Origin of the sequence: Gemmatimonas sp. (assembly GCF_031426495.1) — a bacterium.
Lineage (GTDB): Bacteria > Gemmatimonadota > Gemmatimonadetes > Gemmatimonadales > Gemmatimonadaceae > Gemmatimonas.
In genome coordinates, this window is sequence record NZ_JANPLK010000042.1 from 1 (window position 1) to 20283 (window position 20283).

Annotated in this window: 17 protein-coding genes and 1 tRNA gene; 8 read left to right on the forward strand and 10 right to left on the reverse strand. The window is 65.2% G+C overall.

What is annotated here, in order from left to right:
• Nucleotides 1–477 precede the first annotated feature (477 nt).
• On the reverse strand, nucleotides 478–1113 hold the full coding sequence (locus RMP10_RS10695; RefSeq protein WP_310570279.1) for a hypothetical protein: 636 nt from the start codon (nucleotides 1111–1113) through the stop codon (nucleotides 478–480).
• A 107-nt stretch (nucleotides 1114–1220) separates the two neighbouring features.
• Here RMP10_RS10695 and RMP10_RS10700 point away from each other — a divergent pair.
• Nucleotides 1221–1297, forward strand: a tRNA-Ser gene (locus RMP10_RS10700).
• A 435-nt stretch (nucleotides 1298–1732) separates the two neighbouring features.
• Nucleotides 1733–3316, forward strand: a complete 1584-nt coding sequence (locus RMP10_RS10705) for a hypothetical protein (protein WP_310570280.1) — start codon at nucleotides 1733–1735, stop codon at nucleotides 3314–3316.
• Nucleotides 3317–3351: 35 nt separating this feature from the next.
• Here RMP10_RS10705 and RMP10_RS10710 read toward each other — a convergent pair whose 3' ends face one another.
• Together RMP10_RS10710 and RMP10_RS10715 are read right to left on the reverse strand one after the other, a co-directional pair.
• Nucleotides 3352–4308 carry an NADP-dependent oxidoreductase gene (locus tag RMP10_RS10710; protein WP_310570281.1) on the reverse strand — a complete coding sequence of 319 codons (957 nt, stop codon included), beginning with the start codon at nucleotides 4306–4308 and terminating at the stop codon, nucleotides 3352–3354.
• Nucleotides 4305–5702, reverse strand: a complete 1398-nt coding sequence (locus RMP10_RS10715; protein ID WP_310570282.1) for an NAD-dependent succinate-semialdehyde dehydrogenase — start codon at nucleotides 5700–5702, stop codon at nucleotides 4305–4307. Before RMP10_RS10715 ends, RMP10_RS10710 begins: the two co-directional genes overlap by 4 nt.
• Before the next feature lie 270 nt (nucleotides 5703–5972).
• Between RMP10_RS10715 and RMP10_RS10720 the strand changes: the two genes are divergently transcribed.
• The 5 genes from RMP10_RS10720 to RMP10_RS10740 all read left to right on the forward strand — a co-directional run bounded on the left by RMP10_RS10720 (nucleotide 5973) and on the right by RMP10_RS10740 (nucleotide 10806).
• Complete coding sequence (locus tag RMP10_RS10720; RefSeq protein WP_310570283.1) at nucleotides 5973–6518, forward strand: DUF427 domain-containing protein; 546 nt, start codon at nucleotides 5973–5975, stop codon at nucleotides 6516–6518.
• A gap of 162 nt (nucleotides 6519–6680) precedes the next feature.
• Nucleotides 6681–8186, forward strand: a complete 1506-nt coding sequence (locus RMP10_RS10725) for an NAD(P)/FAD-dependent oxidoreductase (protein ID WP_310570284.1) — start codon at nucleotides 6681–6683, stop codon at nucleotides 8184–8186.
• Nucleotides 8186–8794 (forward strand): SDR family NAD(P)-dependent oxidoreductase, encoded by a 609-nt coding sequence (locus RMP10_RS10730; protein WP_310570352.1) that lies wholly within the window; start codon nucleotides 8186–8188, stop codon nucleotides 8792–8794. The genes RMP10_RS10725 and RMP10_RS10730 overlap by 1 nt, the downstream gene beginning before the upstream one ends.
• Nucleotides 8795–8802: 8 nt before the next feature.
• A complete protein-coding gene (locus RMP10_RS10735) occupies nucleotides 8803–9855 on the forward strand; it encodes a saccharopine dehydrogenase NADP-binding domain-containing protein (protein WP_310570285.1) in 1053 nt (350 codons plus the stop codon).
• 108 nt (nucleotides 9856–9963) lie between these two features.
• Complete coding sequence (locus RMP10_RS10740; protein ID WP_310570286.1) at nucleotides 9964–10806, forward strand: hypothetical protein; 843 nt, start codon at nucleotides 9964–9966, stop codon at nucleotides 10804–10806.
• Here RMP10_RS10740 and RMP10_RS10745 read toward each other — a convergent pair.
• Genes RMP10_RS10745 through egtB form a run of 7 tightly spaced genes read right to left on the reverse strand, consistent with a single transcriptional unit; the run spans nucleotide 10796 to nucleotide 18291 of the window.
• A complete protein-coding gene (locus RMP10_RS10745; protein ID WP_310570287.1) occupies nucleotides 10796–11923 on the reverse strand; it encodes a Rieske 2Fe-2S domain-containing protein in 1128 nt (375 codons plus the stop codon). The genes RMP10_RS10740 and RMP10_RS10745 overlap by 11 nt on opposite strands.
• Nucleotides 11924–11971: 48 nt before the next feature.
• Nucleotides 11972–13564, reverse strand: a complete 1593-nt coding sequence (locus RMP10_RS10750; RefSeq protein ID WP_310570288.1) for a glycine betaine ABC transporter substrate-binding protein — start codon at nucleotides 13562–13564, stop codon at nucleotides 11972–11974.
• On the reverse strand, nucleotides 13564–14316 hold the full coding sequence (locus RMP10_RS10755; protein WP_310570289.1) for an ATP-binding cassette domain-containing protein: 753 nt from the start codon (nucleotides 14314–14316) through the stop codon (nucleotides 13564–13566). The genes RMP10_RS10750 and RMP10_RS10755 overlap by 1 nt, the downstream gene beginning before the upstream one ends.
• Before the next feature lie 39 nt (nucleotides 14317–14355).
• Nucleotides 14356–15768 (reverse strand): mercuric reductase, encoded by a 1413-nt coding sequence (locus RMP10_RS10760; protein ID WP_310570290.1) that lies wholly within the window; start codon nucleotides 15766–15768, stop codon nucleotides 14356–14358.
• Nucleotides 15765–16046, reverse strand: a complete 282-nt coding sequence (locus RMP10_RS10765) for a DUF427 domain-containing protein (protein WP_310570291.1) — start codon at nucleotides 16044–16046, stop codon at nucleotides 15765–15767. The genes RMP10_RS10760 and RMP10_RS10765 overlap by 4 nt, the downstream gene beginning before the upstream one ends.
• Nucleotides 16043–17029, reverse strand: a complete 987-nt coding sequence (gene egtD, locus RMP10_RS10770) for an L-histidine N(alpha)-methyltransferase (protein WP_310570292.1) — start codon at nucleotides 17027–17029, stop codon at nucleotides 16043–16045. Before egtD ends, RMP10_RS10765 begins: the two co-directional genes overlap by 4 nt.
• Nucleotides 17026–18291, reverse strand: a complete 1266-nt coding sequence (egtB, locus tag RMP10_RS10775) for an ergothioneine biosynthesis protein EgtB (protein WP_310570293.1) — start codon at nucleotides 18289–18291, stop codon at nucleotides 17026–17028. Before egtB ends, egtD begins: the two co-directional genes overlap by 4 nt.
• Before the next feature lie 136 nt (nucleotides 18292–18427).
• Here egtB and RMP10_RS10780 point away from each other — a divergent pair, with 136 nt between their 5' ends.
• Complete coding sequence (locus tag RMP10_RS10780) at nucleotides 18428–20230, forward strand: phospholipase D-like domain-containing protein (protein WP_310570294.1); 1803 nt, start codon at nucleotides 18428–18430, stop codon at nucleotides 20228–20230.
• The last annotated feature ends 53 nt before the right edge of the window (nucleotides 20231–20283 follow it).

A 20283-nucleotide genomic window follows, 5' to 3' on the forward strand; every position in this document is an offset into this window, starting at 1 on the left:
CACCCGCGAGGTACGCCTCCACGACCCCGAGCTTGAACTCGGTACTGAACCGTCGGTACGTCTTGGCCATAGATCCTCCGAGGGGCTGCCTCGAAGGTCAAACCGAACCCGCCATCTGTCCAGCCGATGGGGGTCACTCCAGCTTCTGTGCAATTTCATTTCAGCACTGACACGTGTCAGTCCCTGGCGCATCGCGTGTGGACTGGTCGCGCACCACTCGCGCACTGCTACTGCATCACACGCGCACCGCGAAATAAATAATAAAGATGAAACAGGTCCTGAAAAAGTGCTCCGTGGCGGTTCTAGTCGGGGTATTTATTTTGACGCCCGTTGCACCGAATACGCGAAGCGGATCGTGCACCACGAGAATGACTTACGCGCTTGGAAATTCCGAGTTAATCGACTCATCGGCAAAAAAACGCCCAAGGGAAAAGACCTCCGCGAAACATTTTTCTAAAAGAGCCAGATACATGGGGACTATTCGGGCCCCAACAGCGTCGTCGGATCGTTTGGGGACTCATCGTCGCGCAACAGCGACGCCTGATTCCAGAGCATCAGGCGCTTGCGACGGAAGCGCAGCACGCGTTCGACCAGGCACTCATCGTCGCCGAAGTCGCGCACCGTGGAGAGCCCGACGTTGTCCGTCGGCATGCCCGCATGCTGCACCACGCCGGCCGCCAGCGCCTTCTCCCGCAGCAGAAACCCCGCGAGCGCGGTGTACATCAGCGGCCGAGCGTGGTTGTACTGCCACACCTGGGGCGAGCTACAGTCGATCCATACCAGGCGCCCGGTTCGATGGTTCGGGACGTACACCCCCATCAGATTGCGACTGACGACGCGGGGCATCGAGGCATCCTTTCCGAGCCCCTGCGCCTCCGCGAACAGCAAGTCGGCGAGGTCGTCGTCGTGCAGCATTACGACTTCCGGTGAGCTTGCGATCTCCTGTCGCCAGTGCTCCGGTCCAAGTTGTGCGAGTTCCTCTTCGACCCATTCGATAGGTGCGATGCTCACTACGAAGTAATCCGTCGACACCCAAAAGCGCCGGACGCGCGTGCTCACGTTGATCATGTGGCCGCACGCGGGGCCGCCAGTGAACTGATATGGGAGAGGCATACACCGACGCTACGGGCGCTCGAGGGGGCGCAGCAAAGCCTCGTCGGGGTCAGTTTGGGGTCAGGTTGGCGCCGCCTACTGCACTATGTTGCGAGGCAGCGACAGAGGGATGGGGCCTAAGGCGCACGCCTGGAAAGCGTGTGTGCGTGAAAGCGTACCGTGAGTTCGAATCTCACTCCATCCGTAAACGCGAACACCCCGTGCTGAGAAGCGCGGGGTGTTTTGCGTTGGGGCCGTGCGCGGTGAGTCCGATCCCACTCCCGACGGCACGAATCAGAACGGTGTTGCCACGATGCAGTGGCGCGATGGCGGGATAAAATGCTGAGCGGAAGAGCCTAGGGTGATCGCGCGCATGCTCGGAGATGGGTGTGCGTGGAGTGAGCCACGGCGCGGCATCGTTGCCGGCATGTTGCTGCGCACCCGCGTGATACTGAGGCGTCTCATCGTGTCGATACCTCCGGACCAGGAATACGGAGATGCACTCTGGGAGTGAGGTATAGGTGGCCGGCGCGCCGGTGTTGCGTACATCGCCGCGCCATGCCGCTTCAGTCCGTCGTAAGGGAGTTGCCAGAACCGCCGACGCACCGCAACGTCCATCAGCCGCCACTGGAGAATAGTCATGATTCGCATCGGCTTGACCGCGCGCGTATCGCTGCTGCTTGTCGCTGTTGCCGCTGGCGCCAACGCGCAGGCACACGGTGCCGATCACGGCGCGTCGATGGAACGACTGGGGGCGGTGCACTTTCCCACGTCGTGCAAACCCGCAGTCGCACTGTCATTCGACCGTGCGGTCGCGCTGTTGCACTCGTTCGAGTTCGGTGCGTCGATCCGCGCCTTCACACAGGTGCTCGACACCGACTCAACCTGCGCGATGGCGCAGTGGGGCATCGCGCTCAGTCGGTGGTCGAATCCGACAGCCCCGTCCGTCCGCACCACCGCGCAGTTGCAGCCCGGTCGTGCGGCCGCAGCGGCGGCGCGGCGACTGAGCGTGCGCGGCACCGCACGGGAACGCGGATACATCGCCGCCGTGACGGAACTTTACGCCGATGTCGAACAACGGGATCAGCGGGCGCGCATCATGGCCTACGAGCGCGCCATGGCCGTCCTCGTGGCGGCGCAACCGGCAGACACGGAAGCGAAAATCTTCTACGCCATTGCCCTTGTCGCCTCCGCCTCACCCACGGACAAGTCGTACGCCAACCAGCTCAAGGCGGGCGCGATACTCGAACCCATCTGGGCGCAGCAGCCCGATCATCCGGGGCTGGCACACTATATCATCCACACCTACGACTATCCCGCGTTAGCCGGCCGAGCCGAGGCCGCGGCGCAGCGCTACGCGCAGATCGCGCCGTCGGCGGCTCATGCGATGCACATGCCGTCGCACACGTTCACCCGCGTGGGACTCTGGAAGGAGTCGGTGGAGACCAACCTTCGCTCGGTGGCACTGGCGCGCGAGAGCGCGTCGATCGCTGAGGCGCTCCATGCGTCCGACTATGCCGTGTATGCGTATCTCCAGATGCGCCGTGACTCGGCCGCCAAGTCCATTCTCGACGAATTGCCGATGTTGGCGAAGCGCTTTGATGTGAATGCGGTGACCGGGGCCGCGCCGGGATGGGCCGGCGTCTTCGCGCTCGCCGCCATTCCCGCGCGATACGCCCTCGAGCGACGCGATTGGGCTGGTGCCGCGAGGTTGGTGCCCGCGCCCAGCGCGTTTCCGTATACCGAGGCGATGGTGTATTTCGCGCGTGCGCTCGGCGCGTCGCACACGGGTGATCTGCTGGTCGCTCAGGCCGACGCCGATTCTCTTGCGGCCATCAGCCGCCGGCTTGCGGCCAGCGGGGAGAGCTACTGGGCCGAGCAGGTTGCCATTCAGGCACTCTGCGCGAAGGCTTGGCTCGAACACGCGCGGCAACAGGATAGTGATGCGCTCGTGCACATGCAGGAGGCCGCCGCACGCGAAGACGCCACGGAAAAGTCGGCCGTCACGCCGGGGCCGCTGGCGCCTGCGCGTGAACTGCTGGGCGATCTCCTGATGGAACTGAAACGGCCACAGGCCGCGCTGGCCGCCTATCGTACGACGCTGGCCAAGGAGCCAAATCGATATCGCTCGGTCGAGGGTGCCCGACGCGCCGCCGCGGCAACGGGCGACCGGGCCGCCGAAGCGGCGTATGCCGCACAGCTGCGACGCATGGTGGGAGCGTAGCAGCGCGCGGCCTGCCGACGTTTTCCCTGTGCGCCTTATGGTCTCGATGTCTCCGGATTGGCAGCGGAGTCGCTGATCGTGACCACGATTTTCCCGACACTGTGGCCGTTCGCCAGCTCCTCGTAGGCGGCCGCGGACTGCTCCATGGTGAACGTCTTGCCGATGACCGGTTGCACCGCGCCCGTATCGATCAAGGCGCCCAGTTCGCCCAGCATCGCACCATCCGGCTCCATCAAGAACCATTCGAAGTGCACGCCAAATTTCTTCGCTAGGTTCTCGGTGTCCTGGCCTTTAATGGAAATCATTGTCCCACCCGGTTTCAACACCGTGAACGAGCGCGCCATGGTCTCACCGCCGAGCATGTCGAACACGAGGTCGTAGTCGGATAGCTGCTGGTCGAACGCGTCGGTCGTGTGATCGATCACCACATCGGCGCCGAGCCGCTTCACCAGGTCGATGTTGTGGCCACTGCACGTGGTGGCGATATGCGCGCCGATATGCTTGGCGATCTGAATCGCGAACGAGCCGACCCCGCCTGACCCGGCATGGATCAATACCTTGTCGCCGGCTTTGAGCTTGCCTCGCGTGATCAAGGCTTGCCATGCGGTAAGGCCGGCCAGCGGCACCGATGCGGCCTGGGCGTGACTCAGCGTCGCGGGCTTCATGGCCAGTTCGCTGCCCTTCACTCGGGCGAACTCGGCGATGGCGCCGGCGTCGTTCTGACTGGGTCGCGCGAACACGGCATCGCCGAGCGCGCACTGGGTCACGTCCGCGCCGACGGCCACGACCACGCCGGAGACGTCGTACCCCATGACATGCGGGAAGGTGAGCGGCATCACGTCCTTCATTTTCCCGAGCCGGAGTATGTCGTCGATCGGATTGATACTCGCGGCGTGGACGGCGATCAGAACCGAATCGCCCGTAAGCGCTGGTGTGTCGACGCGCCCGATCGTGATTGGTGCCTCGTACGCCGTGATGATCGCGGCGTTCATGATGCGCTCCGTGCGCTGGACGGCATGTAAATCGCCTTCACGTTCACGAATTCCTTCATGCCAAAGCCACCGTGCTCGCGACCGAATCCCGAATCCTTCGTGCCGCCGAACGGCATGTTGGGATCGGCTGTGCCGAACGAGTTGATGCGCACCATGCCCGTGTCGAAGTGGTCGCGGGCAAGCCGGAACGCCTGCTCCTCGTTGCGGGTGAAGATCCCACCGCCAAGACCGTAGCGACTGTCGTTGGCGATGCGCATGGCATCGACGTCGTCACTGGCCTTGATGATCGCGGCGACCGGTCCGAACAGTTCGTCGTCGTACGCGGGCGTCCCTGGCTGGCAGTTGGCCAGCACCGTGGCGGGGAAGTAATACCCGACAGCTTTGTCGGGGACGCCGCCGCAGAGCAGGGTCGCGCCGCCATCGATACTCTTGATGACTTGTTCGGACAAGGTGTCGAACTGTTCCTTGCTCGACATCGGACCGAGTTGCGTGCGCTCGTCGGTCGGCTCGCCCATCACGATGGCCTGCATCTGCTCGACGAAGGCGCCGACGAAGGCATCGTACACGGCGGCGGTGATGATGAATCGCTTGGCCGAGACACAGGTCTCGCCGTTGTTGAAAAGACGACCGATCACGCACGTCTTCACGGCCAGTGCCACGTCGGCGTCTTCGAGCACGAGGTAGGCATCATTCGATCCCAGCTCGAGCACCGTTTTCTTCAGGTGCTTTGCCGCAGCCTGGCCGATGTGCCGTCCTGCCGCATCGCTGCCGGTCATCGTGACGCCGCGCACGCGTGGGTGCGCGATGATCGCATCCGACGTGTCGTGGTCCACGACCACCACCTCGAACAGGCCATTCGGCAAGCCCGCCTCGAGACAGATATCGCGCAACATGAGCCCGCTGCCGGTGCAGATGCTGGCGTGCTTGAGAATCACGCCGTTGCCCGCCATCAAATTGTCAGCCAGCACGCGAACCGGTTGATACACTGGGAAATTCCACGGCTGCACGCTGTACACCACACCGATCGGGCAATAGGCGACGACCCCCGCCTTCGTACCGCCGCTGTGAGTCCGCGCTTCATCGGCCAGCAGGACGGGACCGTGTTCGGCCGCGTACTCGAAGAGTTGCGCGCACAGCTCGACTTCAAGCATACCGTCGCGCAGCAATTTCCCGGTCTCCGCCGTCATGAGCGCGGCGAGGGCGTTGGCGTTCTTGCGCAAGGCGCTGGCGATGTCGCGAAGACACGATGCGCGTGCGTGGTGCGTGGTCGTTCGCCACTCCATGAACGCCGTGTGGCAGGCCTCTACCTTCTGGAAGGCCGCGTCCGAACGCATCAGTTCGTAGGTCGCGATGGTGTGTTCGGTGGCGGGGTTGATCGTGGTAATGCGTGTCACGGTCGAGTCTCCTGGTACGGCCGATGTCGTGGAGGCAGCGCCGCGACAGATGGCGGATCTGTAGACGGCCTGGATACGGACATCGGACCTATGCAAGGTTCAGGCGCGTGGGGATCTCCGCGTGAAGAACGCGCAGGATGGTGGTCAGCGCGTAACAGGGTCGAGGTCAAGGAACGCCATGCCGCGCGACACGTTTATCTCCGGCGATCGACGCGCGTTCCAGTGAGAAGGCCGCACGACGCGAACTTCCCGTACCCGGACGTACGCCCTATGAACGACCGCCTTCGCCGCGCCGCGGCCCTCTGGACGTGGACCGGCAACACCCGTCCGCCATTCGCGCACACACCAGCCGATGGACAGGAGTCGGTGTGGGACTACCCCCGTCCGCCGCGCGTGGTCGCCGATTCACGCGAAATTGTCGTGCGCGTTGGCGGCATCGAAATCCTGCGCACGCGGAAGGCGTTGCGGCTGTTGGAGACCGCCAGCCCACCATCGTTCTATCTGCCGTTTACCGACGCCCTGCGCGCCGCGTTCGTTCCGGCACCCGGCGCCTCGTATTGCGAGTGGAAGGGCGCGGCTCGATACTGGACCCTGGTGGCCGGCGATGTACGATTGGAGCGCGCCGCGTGGTCGTATGACGCGCCACTCGAGCCGTATGAAACGCTCCGCGATCACGTGGCGCTGTACCCCACGCACGCGGAGTGTCTGATCGACGGGGAACGCGTGCGCCCGCAAAACGGCGGATTCTACGGCGGATGGGTCACGGATGACATCGTTGGTCCGTGGAAGGGTGGAGCGGGCACGGGTGGCTGGTAGCCAGGCGGCTGGCAATGTGCTGCCGAAATCCTTCGCGAAAGTCAACGTGCGGAGACGGTGCCGCCCTTCCCCCGCCACCCTCGCTGCGAGGCGAGGCCACGGGATAGCTTAACGCACCCGTCCGGCAAGCCCGCTGGTCGTTCCCGATTCTCCGGAGATGACGTGGAGCACCTCGACGTTCTGATCATCGGCGCCGGTCTTTCGGGCATCAGCGCCGCATGGCACCTGCAGACGTCGTGTGCCGAGCGGTCGTACGCGATCGTGGAAGGTCGCGAGAGGATGGGTGGCACCTGGGACCTATTCCGCTATCCCGGTATTCGCTCCGACTCCGACATGTACACGCTCGGCTATCGCTTCCGTCCGTGGCGGAACGCGAAAGCGATCGCCGACGGGCCGTCGATCAAGGCCTACATCGAAGAGACGGCGCGCGAGTTCGGCATCGATCGCGCCATCCGCTATCAGCACCGGCTCGTGCGCGCCGAGTGGTCGACGGCTGATGCGCGCTGGACGGTGGACCTCGAGGTCGGCGCCGATCGCACGCCGTTGCGTCTGAGCTGCGGATTTCTCTACAGCTGTGCGGGCTACTACGACTACGCGCAGGGATACATGCCCGAGTGGCCCGACATGTCGACCTTCACCGGGGCGTTGGTGCATCCGCAACACTGGCCCGAGGATCTCGACTACCGCGGCAAGCGTGTGGTCGTCATTGGCAGCGGGGCGACGGCGGTGACACTTGTGCCGGCCATGGCGAGCGGTGATCAGGCGGCGGCCCACGTCACCATGCTGCAGCGTTCCCCGACCTATATCGCCACGTTGCCCTCGGTGGACGTGGTCGCCAACACGTTGCGTCGATGGTTGCCATCAAAGTTGGCGTACGCGATCTCGCGCTGGAAAAATGTGGCCCGCAGCATGTTCTACTACTCCATCGCCCGCTCGCGTCCGGAGACCTTCAAGACGGCGCTCCGCACCGAGGCCCTACCGCAACTCGGTGCAGACTTCCCATTCGATGAGCACTTCAGTCCGCGCTATCAGCCGTGGGACGAGCGCCTGTGCATGGTGCCCGATGGCGACTTGTTCGTGGCCCTGCGTGAGCAGCGGGCGTCGATCGTGACCGACCAGATCGCGCGCTTCGATGCCACGGGAATCGTGTTGCATTCGGGCGCGCATCTCGACGCGGACATTATCGTGGCAGCCACGGGGCTCCGCATGTCGCTGCTCTCCGGGGTCACGCTCGTCGTCGACGGCGACGCAGTCGAATTCGGGAAGGCCATGATTTACAAGGGAATGATGCTGAGCGACGTCCCGAACATGGCGGCCGCGGTGGGCTACACGAACGCGTCGTGGACGCTGAAGTGCGACTTGATCGCGCAGCATGTATGCCGAATCCTTAATCACATGCGCGATCACCGCTATGCACAGGTCACGCCGCGTCGCGATCCGGCGCTAGTTGAATCGCCGGTGTTCGACTTCACCTCTGGCTATGTGCAGCGCGCGCAATCGCGACTCCCCAAGCAGGGTGATCGCGCACCGTGGCGCCTGTACCAGAACTACGTGAAGGACCTGTTCTCACTCCGGCACGGGCGCGTGGACGACCCGGCGCTGGAGTTCCGTGTGGCTCCCGAGCCTTCGCGCTCCGGCGCGGACGTGGAGCTCGCCGCGCTCGCGTGATGGTCGCGGCCTTTCCGGCACTGGTCGTGGCGGCGCACGGCAACACGGATCTCCTCGTGAACAACGCGGGCGTAGCGCTGGGTGGCACCTTCGACATGGTTAGCGAGGAGGACTTCGACTGGCTCTTCAACATCAACTTCCATGGTGTCGTGAGCATGACTCGCGCCTTCCTGCCGCTGCTGCGCGCGAGCACCGATGCACGACTGGTGAATATCTCCAGCATCTTCGGGATCGTGGCACCAGCGGAGCAGGTGGCATACGCGGCCAGCAAGTTCGCGGTACGCGGCTTTTCCGAAGCGTTGCGTCATGAGCTCGAGGGCAGCACGGTCGGCGTGACGGTGGTGCACCCGGGCGGCGTGTGCACGAACATTTCTGGCAGGGCGCGCGCGCCGAAGGGCGTGGATGACATCGACGTGGCGCGTCGTCGGGCCGCCTTCGCCAAGTTTCTCCGCATGCCGCCCGGCAAGGCGGGCGAGATCATCGTTCGGGGCATCGAACAGCGTAAGAAGCGGGTCCTGGTGGGTAGTGATGCCGTGGGACTGTCGCTGCTGGCGCGACTGGCACCCGTCTCATACTGGTCGGTGATGGCGAAGGGGCTGCCCACGTGAGCGGCGTCATGGCCAATACCTTTCTGCTGTATGGGGCAACCGGATACGTGGGCGAGGCGATGGCTCGCGCGTGCGTACGTCGCGGAATGGCGCCGATACTAGCCGGTCGCAATGCACCGGCGCTGTCCGCGCTGAGCCGCGAGTTGGGGCTCAGGCATCGCGTCTGCGCCCTCGACGATGCGCGCGCCGTGGATGCCATGCTGACGGATGTGTCGGCGGTGCTGCACTGCGCCGGGCCGTTTTTGTTTACCTCGCAACCGATGGTGGACGCGTGTCTGCGCACCGGTGTGCATTACCTCGATATCACGGGGGAGTTTCCCGTCTTCGAGGCCACGGCGGCACGTGAGATGGAGGCACGGCAGCGCGGGGTCATGTTGATGCCGGCGGTTGGGTTTGACGTGGTGCCGACCGATTGCCTAGCGGTGTATCTCAAGCAGCGTTTGCCGTCGGCGACGCATTTGATGATGGCGTTTCAGAGTGTCGGGCCGAGCGGATTGCCGCCAGGGACGCAGCGCACGGTGATCGAGTTGCTGCGTTTCGGGAATCGCGTTCGGGTCGATGGACGGTTCGTACCCGCCACCTCGGCGATGAAGACGCGGTTGGTTGACTTCGGTGCCGGTCCGGTGGAGGTATCGCAGTTGACGTGGGGTGACGTGTTCACGGCGTACTACAGTACGGGCATTCCGAACATCGAGGAATACACCGTGTTGCCGAGTGCCGCACGGCAGTCGCTGGCCGTGATGCAGATGCTGCGCCCCGTGCTGGCACTGCGTTGGGTACGTGCGCTGCTGCGTCGCGGTGTGAAGCCCGGCCCCTCGCCGTCGCGCCGCGCGCAGACCGTCACGCACGTGTGGGGCGAGGTCACCGATGGTGCAGGAGGCCAAGTAGCGGCGCGACTGCACGGGCCGGAGGCAGGCGTGGATTGGACGGTGGCCTGCGCGCTGGCGGTGGTGGAGCGGGTGATGCAGGGTGAGGTCCAGCCCGGATATCAGACGCCGGCAGCTGTGTACGGCGCGGATCTGGTGATGGCGTGCGCCGGCGTGACGCGCGAGGACCTGTGACGCGTTCGCTGCGGTGACGTCTCTCGGTTTCGGTCTGCTCGATCCTTTCGGATGTTTTTGCCCATTAACGCGCCCTCCCACAGGGCTTTATCGCCGAGGTTACGCCCGATGACCCCACACGACAGCCTATCGCTCTGGGAACCCATGGATCCGTCGGTGATGGGCGAGGTGGCCGACGCACGCCTGCAGGTGCATCATGCGGCGCAGTTCGCGAGCGCCTTCGGTATCTCGCTCTTGGCGCACGCGTCAGACGACAGCCACACGAGTCTCACGTGGGATGCACGACACGGTGCACTCACGTCCGGGCGCGCGCCCGGTACCGACGTTGCTGTCGCACTCGGCGTCGCTGACCTCACGGTGCTGGTCGTCGTGGGTACGCGCGTGCACACCACGCTCCCACTCATCGGCCGCACGATCGACGAGGTTGCCACCGAACTGCGCGCGGCGCTCGACGTCGCCGGGGTCGACAGCCTGCGCTATACGCTGCGTCGCCACTTTGAGATCCCCGACCATCCCGTAGCGCACGGGGCGCGCTTCAGCGCTACGCCGGCCCACTGCGCCCAGCTCGCGCATATGTTCGCCGCTGGTGATCTCCTGCTCGGTGAAATCGCGCGATCGACAGACGGCGGGACCACCGTGCGCTGCTGGCCGCACCACTTCGACATCGCCACGCTGCTCACGTTCCCGAACGGCCGATCGAACAGCGTTGGTCTCGCCGCAGGTGACCACTTCTACGAAGCGCCCTACGCGTACGTCAATGTGCACCCCGCCACGGAAAACGCATCACGTGCAGAGCCGCTGGCCGGCGGAGGCTCGTGGCACATGCAGGGCTGGGTGGGCGCGGTGCTCCCGCTCACGCAACTGACGGTTAATGGCGGCGCGCAGGAGACGCAGCTGCGCGCGTTCTACACCTCCGCAGTCGCGGCCTGCGAGCGCCTCGTCACTCGATAACAGGCGTCGTCGCCTCGACGTCGCCGAGGTCGTTCGTCACGAGATGGTGCGCCTTGCGGCCACCGCGCGGCATTTTCGTGGCATGGCGCGTTGATTCGTGATCGAGCTGGAGTTGGGCTTCGTCGATGGCACGAGCGGCAAGACTGCGCGCCGCCTCGTGCAGCTCGGTGCTCTCCCGCACCTCGACCACGTTGTGCTCCATGTCCTCGGCGGTCCAGCCGCGCGAGTGGGCGATGTACGGAAACTGCGGGAAGTGGAAGCCGATCTCGGCAAAGAACCCGAGCAACTGCCCCGCCACAGCTTGCACGTTGTCTTGGCCGCCGGTGATGATGAACGACGCGACCTTGTTCTTCAGGAGCACGCGATTCGCGATGGTCACCTGATTCTGCACACAGTTCAAGCGTTCGACCATGCGAAAGTACAGTGAGCCGGCGGTTCCCCAGCGGATGGGTGTGGCGACGATCACCACGTCGGCCCAGTGCACCATTGCTTCGTACACCTGCTCCATCTGGTCGTCGGGATCCATCTGCGTGATGGAACAAGGCCAGGTACAGGCATGGGCACTCTTGGAGTAGTAGCCCTCGCACGGCCGGAACGAGAGCTCGGCCAAGCGGATGGTGCGCGTCTCCGCGCCGAGCGATGCGGCCTCCGCCATGGCTTCACCAAGCAGCGCGTCACTAGTCGAGTAGCGCGGGTTCGCGATGTCCATGTTCGTGGTGGAAATGCCGACCACGCGCACGGGGCCCGGCGCGCGCACGACCGGACGCGCGAGCGAGTGTTTGGGATGCGGACCGTGCGTGCGCTTCGATGGCGGTGCGTCGCTCAACAGCAGCCGACCGTTCTCCGTCTTCACCTCGTAGCGCGGCAACGCGTCGGCCTCGAAGCCCGGCTCACCGCGGCCGGTGCGGCAATGGTACTTCCAGTTGTGCCACGGACAGACGATGTACTCGCCGTCGAGTCGGCCCTCGGCGAGAGGGCCACCGGCGTGGTTACAAATGCCCGAGAGGGCGCCGAACTCGCCATCCACGTGCGTGATCACCAGCTTCGTCGTGCCGATGGTCGCGGCCGTCAGTGGGCGCGTCGTGAACTGCTCGATCGGTCCGAGGTCATGCCACATGGCGGAGGGGGATGAGGGAAGGGGTACAGCCTGGAGGACTCGCCTTGCTCAGCGCATGGCGCGGCGCAGGTAGCGGGGGGTCGCTGCGTATTCGAGCAGCGCGAGCACGCGATCCACGACCAGTGCGAGCACGGCCGCCGGTAACGCACCGGAGAGCACCATGCGCGTGTCGGCGAGCGCGAGGCCGGCGACAATCGGGTCGCCGAGGCCGCCGGCGCCGATGAACGCCGCGAGCGTCGCGGCGCCCACGGTGATCACGGCCGACGTGCGAATGCCGATGAAGATCGTGGGCATGGCCAGCGGCATGCGCACCCACCACAGCCGTTGCACGGGGCTGGCGCCCATGGCCTCACAGGCCGCGACCGCATCGGCGTCGGCGGTGCGCACGCCCGTGTACGTACTGCGCGCAATCGGAAAGAGCGCGTACAGCCAGAGCGCAACGAGCGCTGGCACGGTGCCGATGCCAAGCACCGGGATCATGAACGCGAGGAGCGCGATACTCGGCACGGTCTGAATCACGCCAAGCGCGCCAAGCACGCGCTCAGCGGCGCGCGGGGCGCGTTCGAGCGCGAGGCCAAGCGGCACGGCAACGAGGATCGCGGCCGCGAGCGCCATCGCCACCAGGGCGAGATGACGGGCGGTGAGCGCCGCGATCGTGCTTCGCTGGCTCCAGAGGTACGCGGCGAAAGAGGCACGGGCGACCGATGCGCTTGTGGTCGGTTGCTGCGTACCGAGCCCGATCGCGGTCAGCAACTCGCCGGCGACGACGCGCACTTCGGTCTGCTCCACCTCTACGCGGCGGTTCGCGTCGCGCATCAGCTGTTCCGTGAGACGACCGCTCAGGCGTGCCAGTTCGGCGACCGCGTCGGGGCGATCGCGCGCGAGTCCCGGCCCGACCAGCGCAGCCGCTTCATACGGAGGAAAGAAGTGGAGATCGTCGTCGAGTGTGACGAGGTCGTATTTGCTGAGCAGTCCGTCGGTCGAGTAGCCGTCGATGATGTCGACCGCGCCGCTGGCGAGGGCGGTGTATTTCACGGCCGGGGCAAGTGGCCGCACCGCACGCCAGCGCAGGCCGTAGGCGCTGGCGAGCCCGGGCGCGCCGTCCGGGCGTCCGAGGAAGTCGGCGGTGAATCCACCGGTGAACTCGCCCGGGTGTGCTTTCAGGTCGCTCAAGCTGCGTAAGCCAAACCGCTCTGCCGTCTCGCGCCGCACGGCAATGGCATACCCGTTCTGGAAGCCGAGCGGCGGCAGCCAGCGCACGCCATATCGCGCGTCGAAGGCAGCTGAGACGTGCGCGAATGTGAGCCGTGGATCGCGGCGCATCGCGTCGGTGAGCGAATCGCGCAGGATGGCGAGGAGTCCGGTCCCCGTGTATTCCGGATACACATCGATCGCGTCGCGCTGCAGCGCGCCGAACGCGACCTCGGTGGCGCCGAGCCCCAACCGCCGGTCCACGGCGATACCGCGGCGCTCGAGCAGCTGCGCGAACATCTCGGCAAGCACATACGACTCGCCGAACGGCTTGGACGCGATAACCACCGCGCGCTGCGCTCCCGCTGGATTCACCATCGGATTCATCACCGCCAGCAACATCATCAACACTGAGCAGACTCCGGCCCAGTGGCGGTGCAAGGGTGTCATCACGCCGTCTCCATCGCGCGCGCGCCGTCGCGTGCCCGGGCGACTAGCGCGGCCACGTATGGCGTCGCGGGCGCGTCGCGGAGCGCGGCGAACGATGCGGCCTGTTCTACCCGACCGGCGCGCATCACGATGACGAGGTCGGCCAGTCGGGCCGCCTCAGCGAGATCGTGGGTCACGAACAGCGCCGTGAAGCCGCGCGCCGCACGCACGGTCTCGAACACGCCATGGATCTCGGCGCGCGAGATCGCGTCGAGCGCGCCGAACGGTTCGTCGAGCAGCACCACTTCCTGCCGCGCGGCGAGGGCGCGGGCGAGTGCGGCGCGCTGACGCTGGCCGCCCGAGAGGTCGCGCGGCAAGCGATCGCCGAACGTCTCATCGGGAAGTCCCACCAGGCGGAGCGCTTCGCACGCGGCGGCGTTCCCATCTTCCATTCCCGTGAGGCGCGGTACGAGCATGACATTGCGACGCACACTCCAATGCGGCAGAAGTCCACCCGTCTGCGGAACGAATCCGATGCGACGGCGCAGCGCATCAATGGCTTCCGATTTCACCCCGGTGTCGCCGATGCGCACCTCACCATTGTCGGGTGTCACGAGTCGGTTGAAGCACCGCAGTGCCGTCGTCTTCCCGGACCCACTCTCGCCCACGATTGCGGCGACCGTTCCCGCCGGTACCACGAAGCTGACGTCGTCGAGCGCCACCACCGATCCGAATCGGTGACCAAGGTGGCGGGCTTCGAGGGTGAGCGACATGTACGCGGCGGAGAGAGAAAAGCGAAGCGCCCGCTGTCGCTACGCGAGCGGCTTGAGGCGCCCGAGCATCGTCGGGAAAAATTCGGTGATCGTGGGATGGATCGGCAGGAAGTCACGCAGCACTTCGTACGGCGCATCGGCTGCCATCATCGCGGCGATCACTTGCACGACCTCGTCGGCCCCGATGCCAAGCATCGTGATCCCGGCGAAGCGATGTGTATCACCATCAACGAGGAGCTTGATGACGCCGGTCGTCTCGCCTTCTTCTTTCGCGCGGGAGACGGCGGCCATTTCGATCGTCGTCTGCAGAAAATGCCGACCGTCGGCGAGCTCGCGCCGCGCCTCCGTCTCCGACAGGCCGATGCGCCCGAGCGGCGGATCGGTGTACATCGCATACGTCGTGATGCGCCCGTCGGCCGTGCGCGGCGTATCGTCGTGGTTGGCCAACACGATCTCGTGGTCCTGATACGACGTGTGCGTGAAGGCGCCCCGTCTATTAACGTCGCCCAAGGCGAACACGCCCGCAACCGACGTCTCGAGTGCTCCGTTCACGGGCACGTATCCCTGGGCATCGACCGCCACGCCAATGGTGTCGAGACCGAGCCCATCGGTGCATGGACGGCGTCCGGTCGCAACCAGCACGTGTGTCCCCGTCACGCGTTCGTCCGCGGTGCTGTCGGGACGACGCAGCGCGACCGCCACGCGACCATCGGGGTCGCGCGAGATCTTCGAGATCCTCGCGCCCGCGATAATACGCAGCCCCTCGGCCTCGAGCATCGTGGTGATGCGGGCCGAGACGTCGGCGTCCTCGCGAGACGCGACCGCCGATCCTGCCTCGAGGATGGTCACCCGGCTGCCGAGCCGCGCATACAGCTGCCCCAACTCGAGGCCGATGTAACTCCCGCCGATGACCACCAGCTCCGCAGGCAGCTCGTTGAGTGCCAGGAGCGAGTCATTCGTCAGCGCCGCGACGTCGCCCAGGCTGGGGATTGGCGGCAGCGATGGTGCCGTGCCCACGTTGAGGTAAACACGCGTCGCGTGCCACTGCGCGTCTCCCGCCCGCACCACGAACCGGCCGTCCGGGGCGCGTCCTTCCAAGCGGGCCCACTCACGCACGAGCGCCACACCAGGCGTTCCGGTTAGCCAGCTTTCAAGGCCGCTGCGGGATCGGGTGACGACACCCCGCATACGCGCCAGCGCCGCGGGAAGATCAACACGTACGTCGCCCACTTGCACGCCGAAGTCGGCCGCGCGTCGGGCGAGATGAGCAACGCGCGCGGTTTTCCGAAGCGTCTTGGTGGGCGTACAACCCACATTGACACAACTCCCCCCCAGCACTCCGCCCTCGAACAGCGCCACCGAGAGCCCGCGTGCCGCCAAGCCCGTCGCCAGCGACGGACCCGCCTGTCCGGTCCCGATAACGGCGGCGTCGACCAGCGTTGGCGAACTCACTGTTCGATCTGCACGCCCTTCCAGAACGCGACGCGGCCGGCAACCGACTCAGCCCCGGCTTTCGGCGTCGGATAGTACCATGCCGCATTCGCATTGTCGGCACCGTCCACGCGCAGCGTGTAGTAGCTCGCCACGCCTTTCCACGAACAGGTGGTCTGATGGCTGCTGTCGATCACGTACTGTCGATCCAGACTGGCGAGTGGGAAGTAGTGATTGCCTTCGACGACGACGGTGTCAGCCGATTCGGCGACGACGGTGCCTTTCCAGATGGCCTTCATGACTTCAGACTCGTTTTAGTGGTGTCGCCCACCGGCACCAGCCAGCAGACCCAGAACCAGTTTTTCGCGTCGGTGAAACACTCGACGACGCGCCAGCCGCCAGCCGCGGCCACGGCATCGAGTCGTGCGCGGTCGTACTTGTAGGATACTTCCGTGCGAATGGTCGCACCGGCGGCGAAGGACAATTCGAGGTGCTCGACGCGGGCCGTCTGCGGGGACACGGCTTCGAGATGCATCTCGATGCGGCTCTCCGCGTCGTTGAAGAAGGCGCGGTGACGGAACGCCGCGCGGTGGAAGGTGCCTCGGAACTCACGGTTGAGACGCGTGAGGACGTTGAGGTTGAAGTCCGCGGTCACGCCGGCAGCGTCGTTGTACGCGGCGTGCAGAATGCGCGGGTCCTTGCGGCGATCCACGCCCAGTACCAAGCCGCCGTCTGGGCCGACCACCGCCGCGATGTCGCGGAGGAAGTGCGCAGCCTCGTGCGGCTGCAGGTTGCCGATCGTCGAACCAGGAAAAAACACGACGCGGCGTGCGTCTCCCGGCAGCGGCGGCAGTGGAATCGCATCGCGATAGTCACCGAGCACCGCACGCACGCGGAGCGCCGGAAACTCCCGGGCACGCTCGGCGCTGACACGCGCCAGCTGTTCCTCCGCGACATCCACCGGCACGTAGGCGATCGGGTTGTCCAGCGCGCGCAGGAGCTGTCGGACTTTCGTGGCCGCGCCGCTGCCGGGTTCGATGATCGCCGCCCGCGGTCCGATCAGGTCGGCCAAGTCGCCGGCATGCGCCGACAGGATTTCCTGCTCGGTGCGCGTCGGGTAGTACTCGGGGAGGTGACAGATCGCCTCGAACAGGGCGGCGCCGCGCGCATCATAGAACAGCGTCGCCGGCAATGTTCGCGGCGTCGCCTTGAGCCCGGCGATCACCTCTCGACGCAGCCGTGCGTCGACGGCATCGGTGGTGACAAGGAGGGGAGCGGTCACGCGACGTCCCTCGCCAGCCGGACGCCGGTGAACTGCCAGCGCGCATCGCTCGGGAAGAAGTTGCGGTAGGTGCGACGTGCGTGAGATGAGGCCGTCGCACAGGAGGCGCCTCGCAGCACCCACTGATCGCTCATGAATTTCCCGTTGTATTCGCCAATGGCTCCGGGCGCCGGGCGGAACCCGGGATACGCCAGATAGGCACTTTGCGTCCATTGCCAGACGTCACCGTACCACTGCTGGGGCGTGTCGGTAGCGTCCGCCGACGGATGTCCCGCTCCGGAGTCGGCAAAACGGCCAACGGTGGACGGTTCCGGAGCCGTGATCTCCCACTCCGCCTCGGTGGGCAGTCGCGCCCCCGACCATCGGGCGAACGCGTCAGCTTCGTAGTGGCTCAGGTGGGTCACCGGCGCCTGTGGGTCGAGCTCACGTAGGCCATGCAGTGTGAACTCGTGCCAGGCCCCGTTCACCAACTCCCAGTACAGCGGTGCCGACCAGCGCTCCGCCTGCACGGCCGCGAAGCCGGCGCTCAGCCATAGCGCCGGCTGCCGATAGCCGCCGTCGGCGATGAACGCGGCATACTCCGCATTCGTGGTCAGTCGCCGCGCCAGTTCGGCCGGCTGCGCGTACACGCGGTGTCTCGGCCCCTCGTTGTCGAACGCGAAGCCGTGCCCTTCGTGGCCGATGTCGTGGACCCCTTCGGCAACCGGGATCCACCCCTGCGCCGTGGCTGGCGCCGGTGCCGGGGCATCGGATCGGTAGGCCGGTCGTAGCGGGTTCGTCCACAGCACGTGCTTGATGTCCGTGAGCAGTAACTCCTGATGCTGCTGCTCGTGGTGCATCCCGAGCGTGATCACGGCGCTGGCGGGATGCGACGGATCGTCGCCGATCCGATCCAGGAGCGTCATCATTGCATCGTTCACATACGAACGGTACGCGAAAACGTCGCGCACCGTGGGGCGTGTGACGAGGCCCCGCTGGGCTCGGCAATGACGCTCGCCGGCTTGTACGTAATACGAGTTGAACAGGAACGCATACCGCGGTTCGAGCGCGCGGTACTCGGGGAGATGCGGCGCGAGAACGAACGTCTCGAAGAACCAGGTGGTGTGGGCCAGATGCCACTTGGTCGGGCTCACATCGGGCATGCTGCTGACGACGAAATCCTCGACCTCGAGGGGGTCGCACAGCGCCTCGGTGGCGCCCCGGACGGCCGCAAACTGCTCAGCCATCGTGTCGGAGTCGGTGTCGATAGCGGTCGTGGCCATGGCGATCCTGAGGGAGGCGTCGGTGGTCGCGCCCGTTAGACGAGAGCGGCGGAAGGAGACATATTCCGAAGATGGCTCCAAAGTTCCGTCGAGTTCCGGACTGACGGGGTCTCACGATGCTCCCCATGAGGCACTCATGCGTTCCGAGATTGCTCGCAGCACCAGTGGTGGGTTTCAGGCACGAGGCATCGCCGGTACGAGAGCCATTCTCCTCGCCATGGACTGCAGCCCCAAACGACTGCAAGGCTTGCGGGGCTTCGCGATCTGGCGCGAGACGAAAGGCAGACCGACGAGCGGTCGGTGGCTGCGTTCGTTCAAGGTCTTTAAGAGCGTCGTGCCGGATCCCAAGCCCGCCACCGGCAAGAATGCGCCGCGATACAGTACCGAAGATCACCCGATCCAGAGCTTTCTCTGGAGTGACTACACCGCCGCACCCGACACGACGTACCTGTTCCGGATCATCCCGAAGTACGGAACATCGGGCTCGTTGAGTGACGACGACGCAGACTCTCTCAAGGTCGAGGTGCGGACGGAGGCGGAGGAGGTCGTCGATGGCCATGGTGTGTGGTTCAATCGCGGAGCGATCGCGAGCCAGGCGTTCTCGCGCGAGTTCGGCGATGTCTCACCCGCGGAGTACGTCGATGACGTGGATGCGCCGGTCACGAAGTGGCTCTCCCGCGGATTGGCGGAGGCGTGCATCGCGTTCATCGATGGCGTCCCGAAGGGCGACGAGCTCGTGGGCTGTGTGTACGAGTTCACGTATCAACCGGTGCTGATCGCCATCAAAGCGGCGATCAAACGAGGCGTTCGCGTGCAACTTAGCTATCACGAGACAGACGTAAACAGCAGTGCGATCGCCACCGCCAAGCTCCCGCGCACGTCAAAGGGCAAGCAGGTCCTCTTCCCGCGCACCAAGCCGAAGATCCCGCACAACAAGTTCTTCGTTCACGTGCGGAAAGCGGTGCCGCATGCGGTATGGACGGGTTCGACGAACATCACGCCATCAGGATTCCTCGGCCAGAGCAACGTCGGGCACGTCGTTGAGGACGGCCACGTCGCGCAGGCATATTACGACTATTTCGAAGCGCTCTCGCTCGACCCGACACTTGCCAAGGCACGCGACGCGGTCGTCGCTCTGTCTCCGCATCCACCGGAGCTCGTCGCTTCCTCACCACTGCCGGTGGTCTTTTCTCCACGACGTACCAGCAACATGCTGGACTGGTATGGGAACCGCATCGAGGACGCCGCCGAAGGCGTGATGTTCACCGGTGCATTCGGCATCAATGCACGGCTGCTGCCGAGGCTGACGAAGAACCGGAGCTTCCTTCGCTTTGTCATGCTGGAGAAGCGTCCGTCGGCGGCCGAATCCGCGCAGCTGCGCAGCGACCGTGATCTGGTGGTCGCCTATGGTGCGGAGCTTGGGAAAACCTCGATCTACAAAAACAAGAAGTTTCAGAAGGTGCGCATCAAGAACTTCAGCCTAGACAAGTGGTTCGCGCGTGAGGAGCACTATCGCAAGCAGGGAAACATCTTCTTTATCCACACGAAGATTCTGCTGATCGATCCGCTCTCGGAAGATCCGCTCGTCTGCACGGGTTCCGCCAACTACTCGAAGAACTCGCTCGAGTCCAACGACGAGAACATGCTGCTCATTCGCGGCGTTCCCCGCATCGCGGACATCTATCTCACGGAGTTCGATCGCCTCTTCCGGCACTTCTACTTCCGCGACGTCGCCAACGAGATCGAAGCAAAGGGCGGCGATGCGACAGGCGCGTTCCTCGATGAACGGGACAGCGGAGTGGACGTGTGGACGAAGTCGTACTTCCGGAAAGGAGCGTTCAAGACACGACGGCGTGAAATGTTCTTCGCGACAGCAAAGAGGAAGTGGACGGCCGCGTCGGGCCGTCGCAAGAAGTTCGAGACGTCGGACGAAGCGTAGTCGCGTCAGCAGGTAATCGAAGACGAAGGGCGGCTTCGGCACGGTGGAACGCT

Coding starts and splice junctions, on each gene's coding strand:
- RMP10_RS10755 (WP_310570289.1), bottom strand. CDS start 14,316: ATGTCGCTCACCCTCGAAGCCCGCCACCTTGGTCACCGATTCGGATCG.
- RMP10_RS10745 (WP_310570287.1), bottom strand. CDS start 11,923: ATGTGGCATGACCTCGGACCGATCGAGCAGTTCACGACGCGCCCACTG.
- RMP10_RS10750 (WP_310570288.1), bottom strand. CDS start 13,564: ATGACACCCTTGCACCGCCACTGGGCCGGAGTCTGCTCAGTGTTGATG.
- RMP10_RS10720 (WP_310570283.1), top strand. CDS start 5,973: ATGAACGACCGCCTTCGCCGCGCCGCGGCCCTCTGGACGTGGACCGGC.
- RMP10_RS10740 (WP_310570286.1), top strand. CDS start 9,964: ATGACCCCACACGACAGCCTATCGCTCTGGGAACCCATGGATCCGTCG.
- RMP10_RS10780 (WP_310570294.1), top strand. CDS start 18,428: ATGCGTTCCGAGATTGCTCGCAGCACCAGTGGTGGGTTTCAGGCACGA.
- RMP10_RS10710 (WP_310570281.1), bottom strand. CDS start 4,308: ATGAACGCCGCGATCATCACGGCGTACGAGGCACCAATCACGATCGGG.
- RMP10_RS10695 (WP_310570279.1), bottom strand. CDS start 1,113: ATGCCTCTCCCATATCAGTTCACTGGCGGCCCCGCGTGCGGCCACATG.
- RMP10_RS10730 (WP_310570352.1), top strand. CDS start 8,186: ATGGTCGCGGCCTTTCCGGCACTGGTCGTGGCGGCGCACGGCAACACG.
- RMP10_RS10765 (WP_310570291.1), bottom strand. CDS start 16,046: ATGAAGGCCATCTGGAAAGGCACCGTCGTCGCCGAATCGGCTGACACC.
- egtB (WP_310570293.1), bottom strand. CDS start 18,291: ATGGCCACGACCGCTATCGACACCGACTCCGACACGATGGCTGAGCAG.
- RMP10_RS10735 (WP_310570285.1), top strand. CDS start 8,803: ATGGCCAATACCTTTCTGCTGTATGGGGCAACCGGATACGTGGGCGAG.
- RMP10_RS10705 (WP_310570280.1), top strand. CDS start 1,733: ATGATTCGCATCGGCTTGACCGCGCGCGTATCGCTGCTGCTTGTCGCT.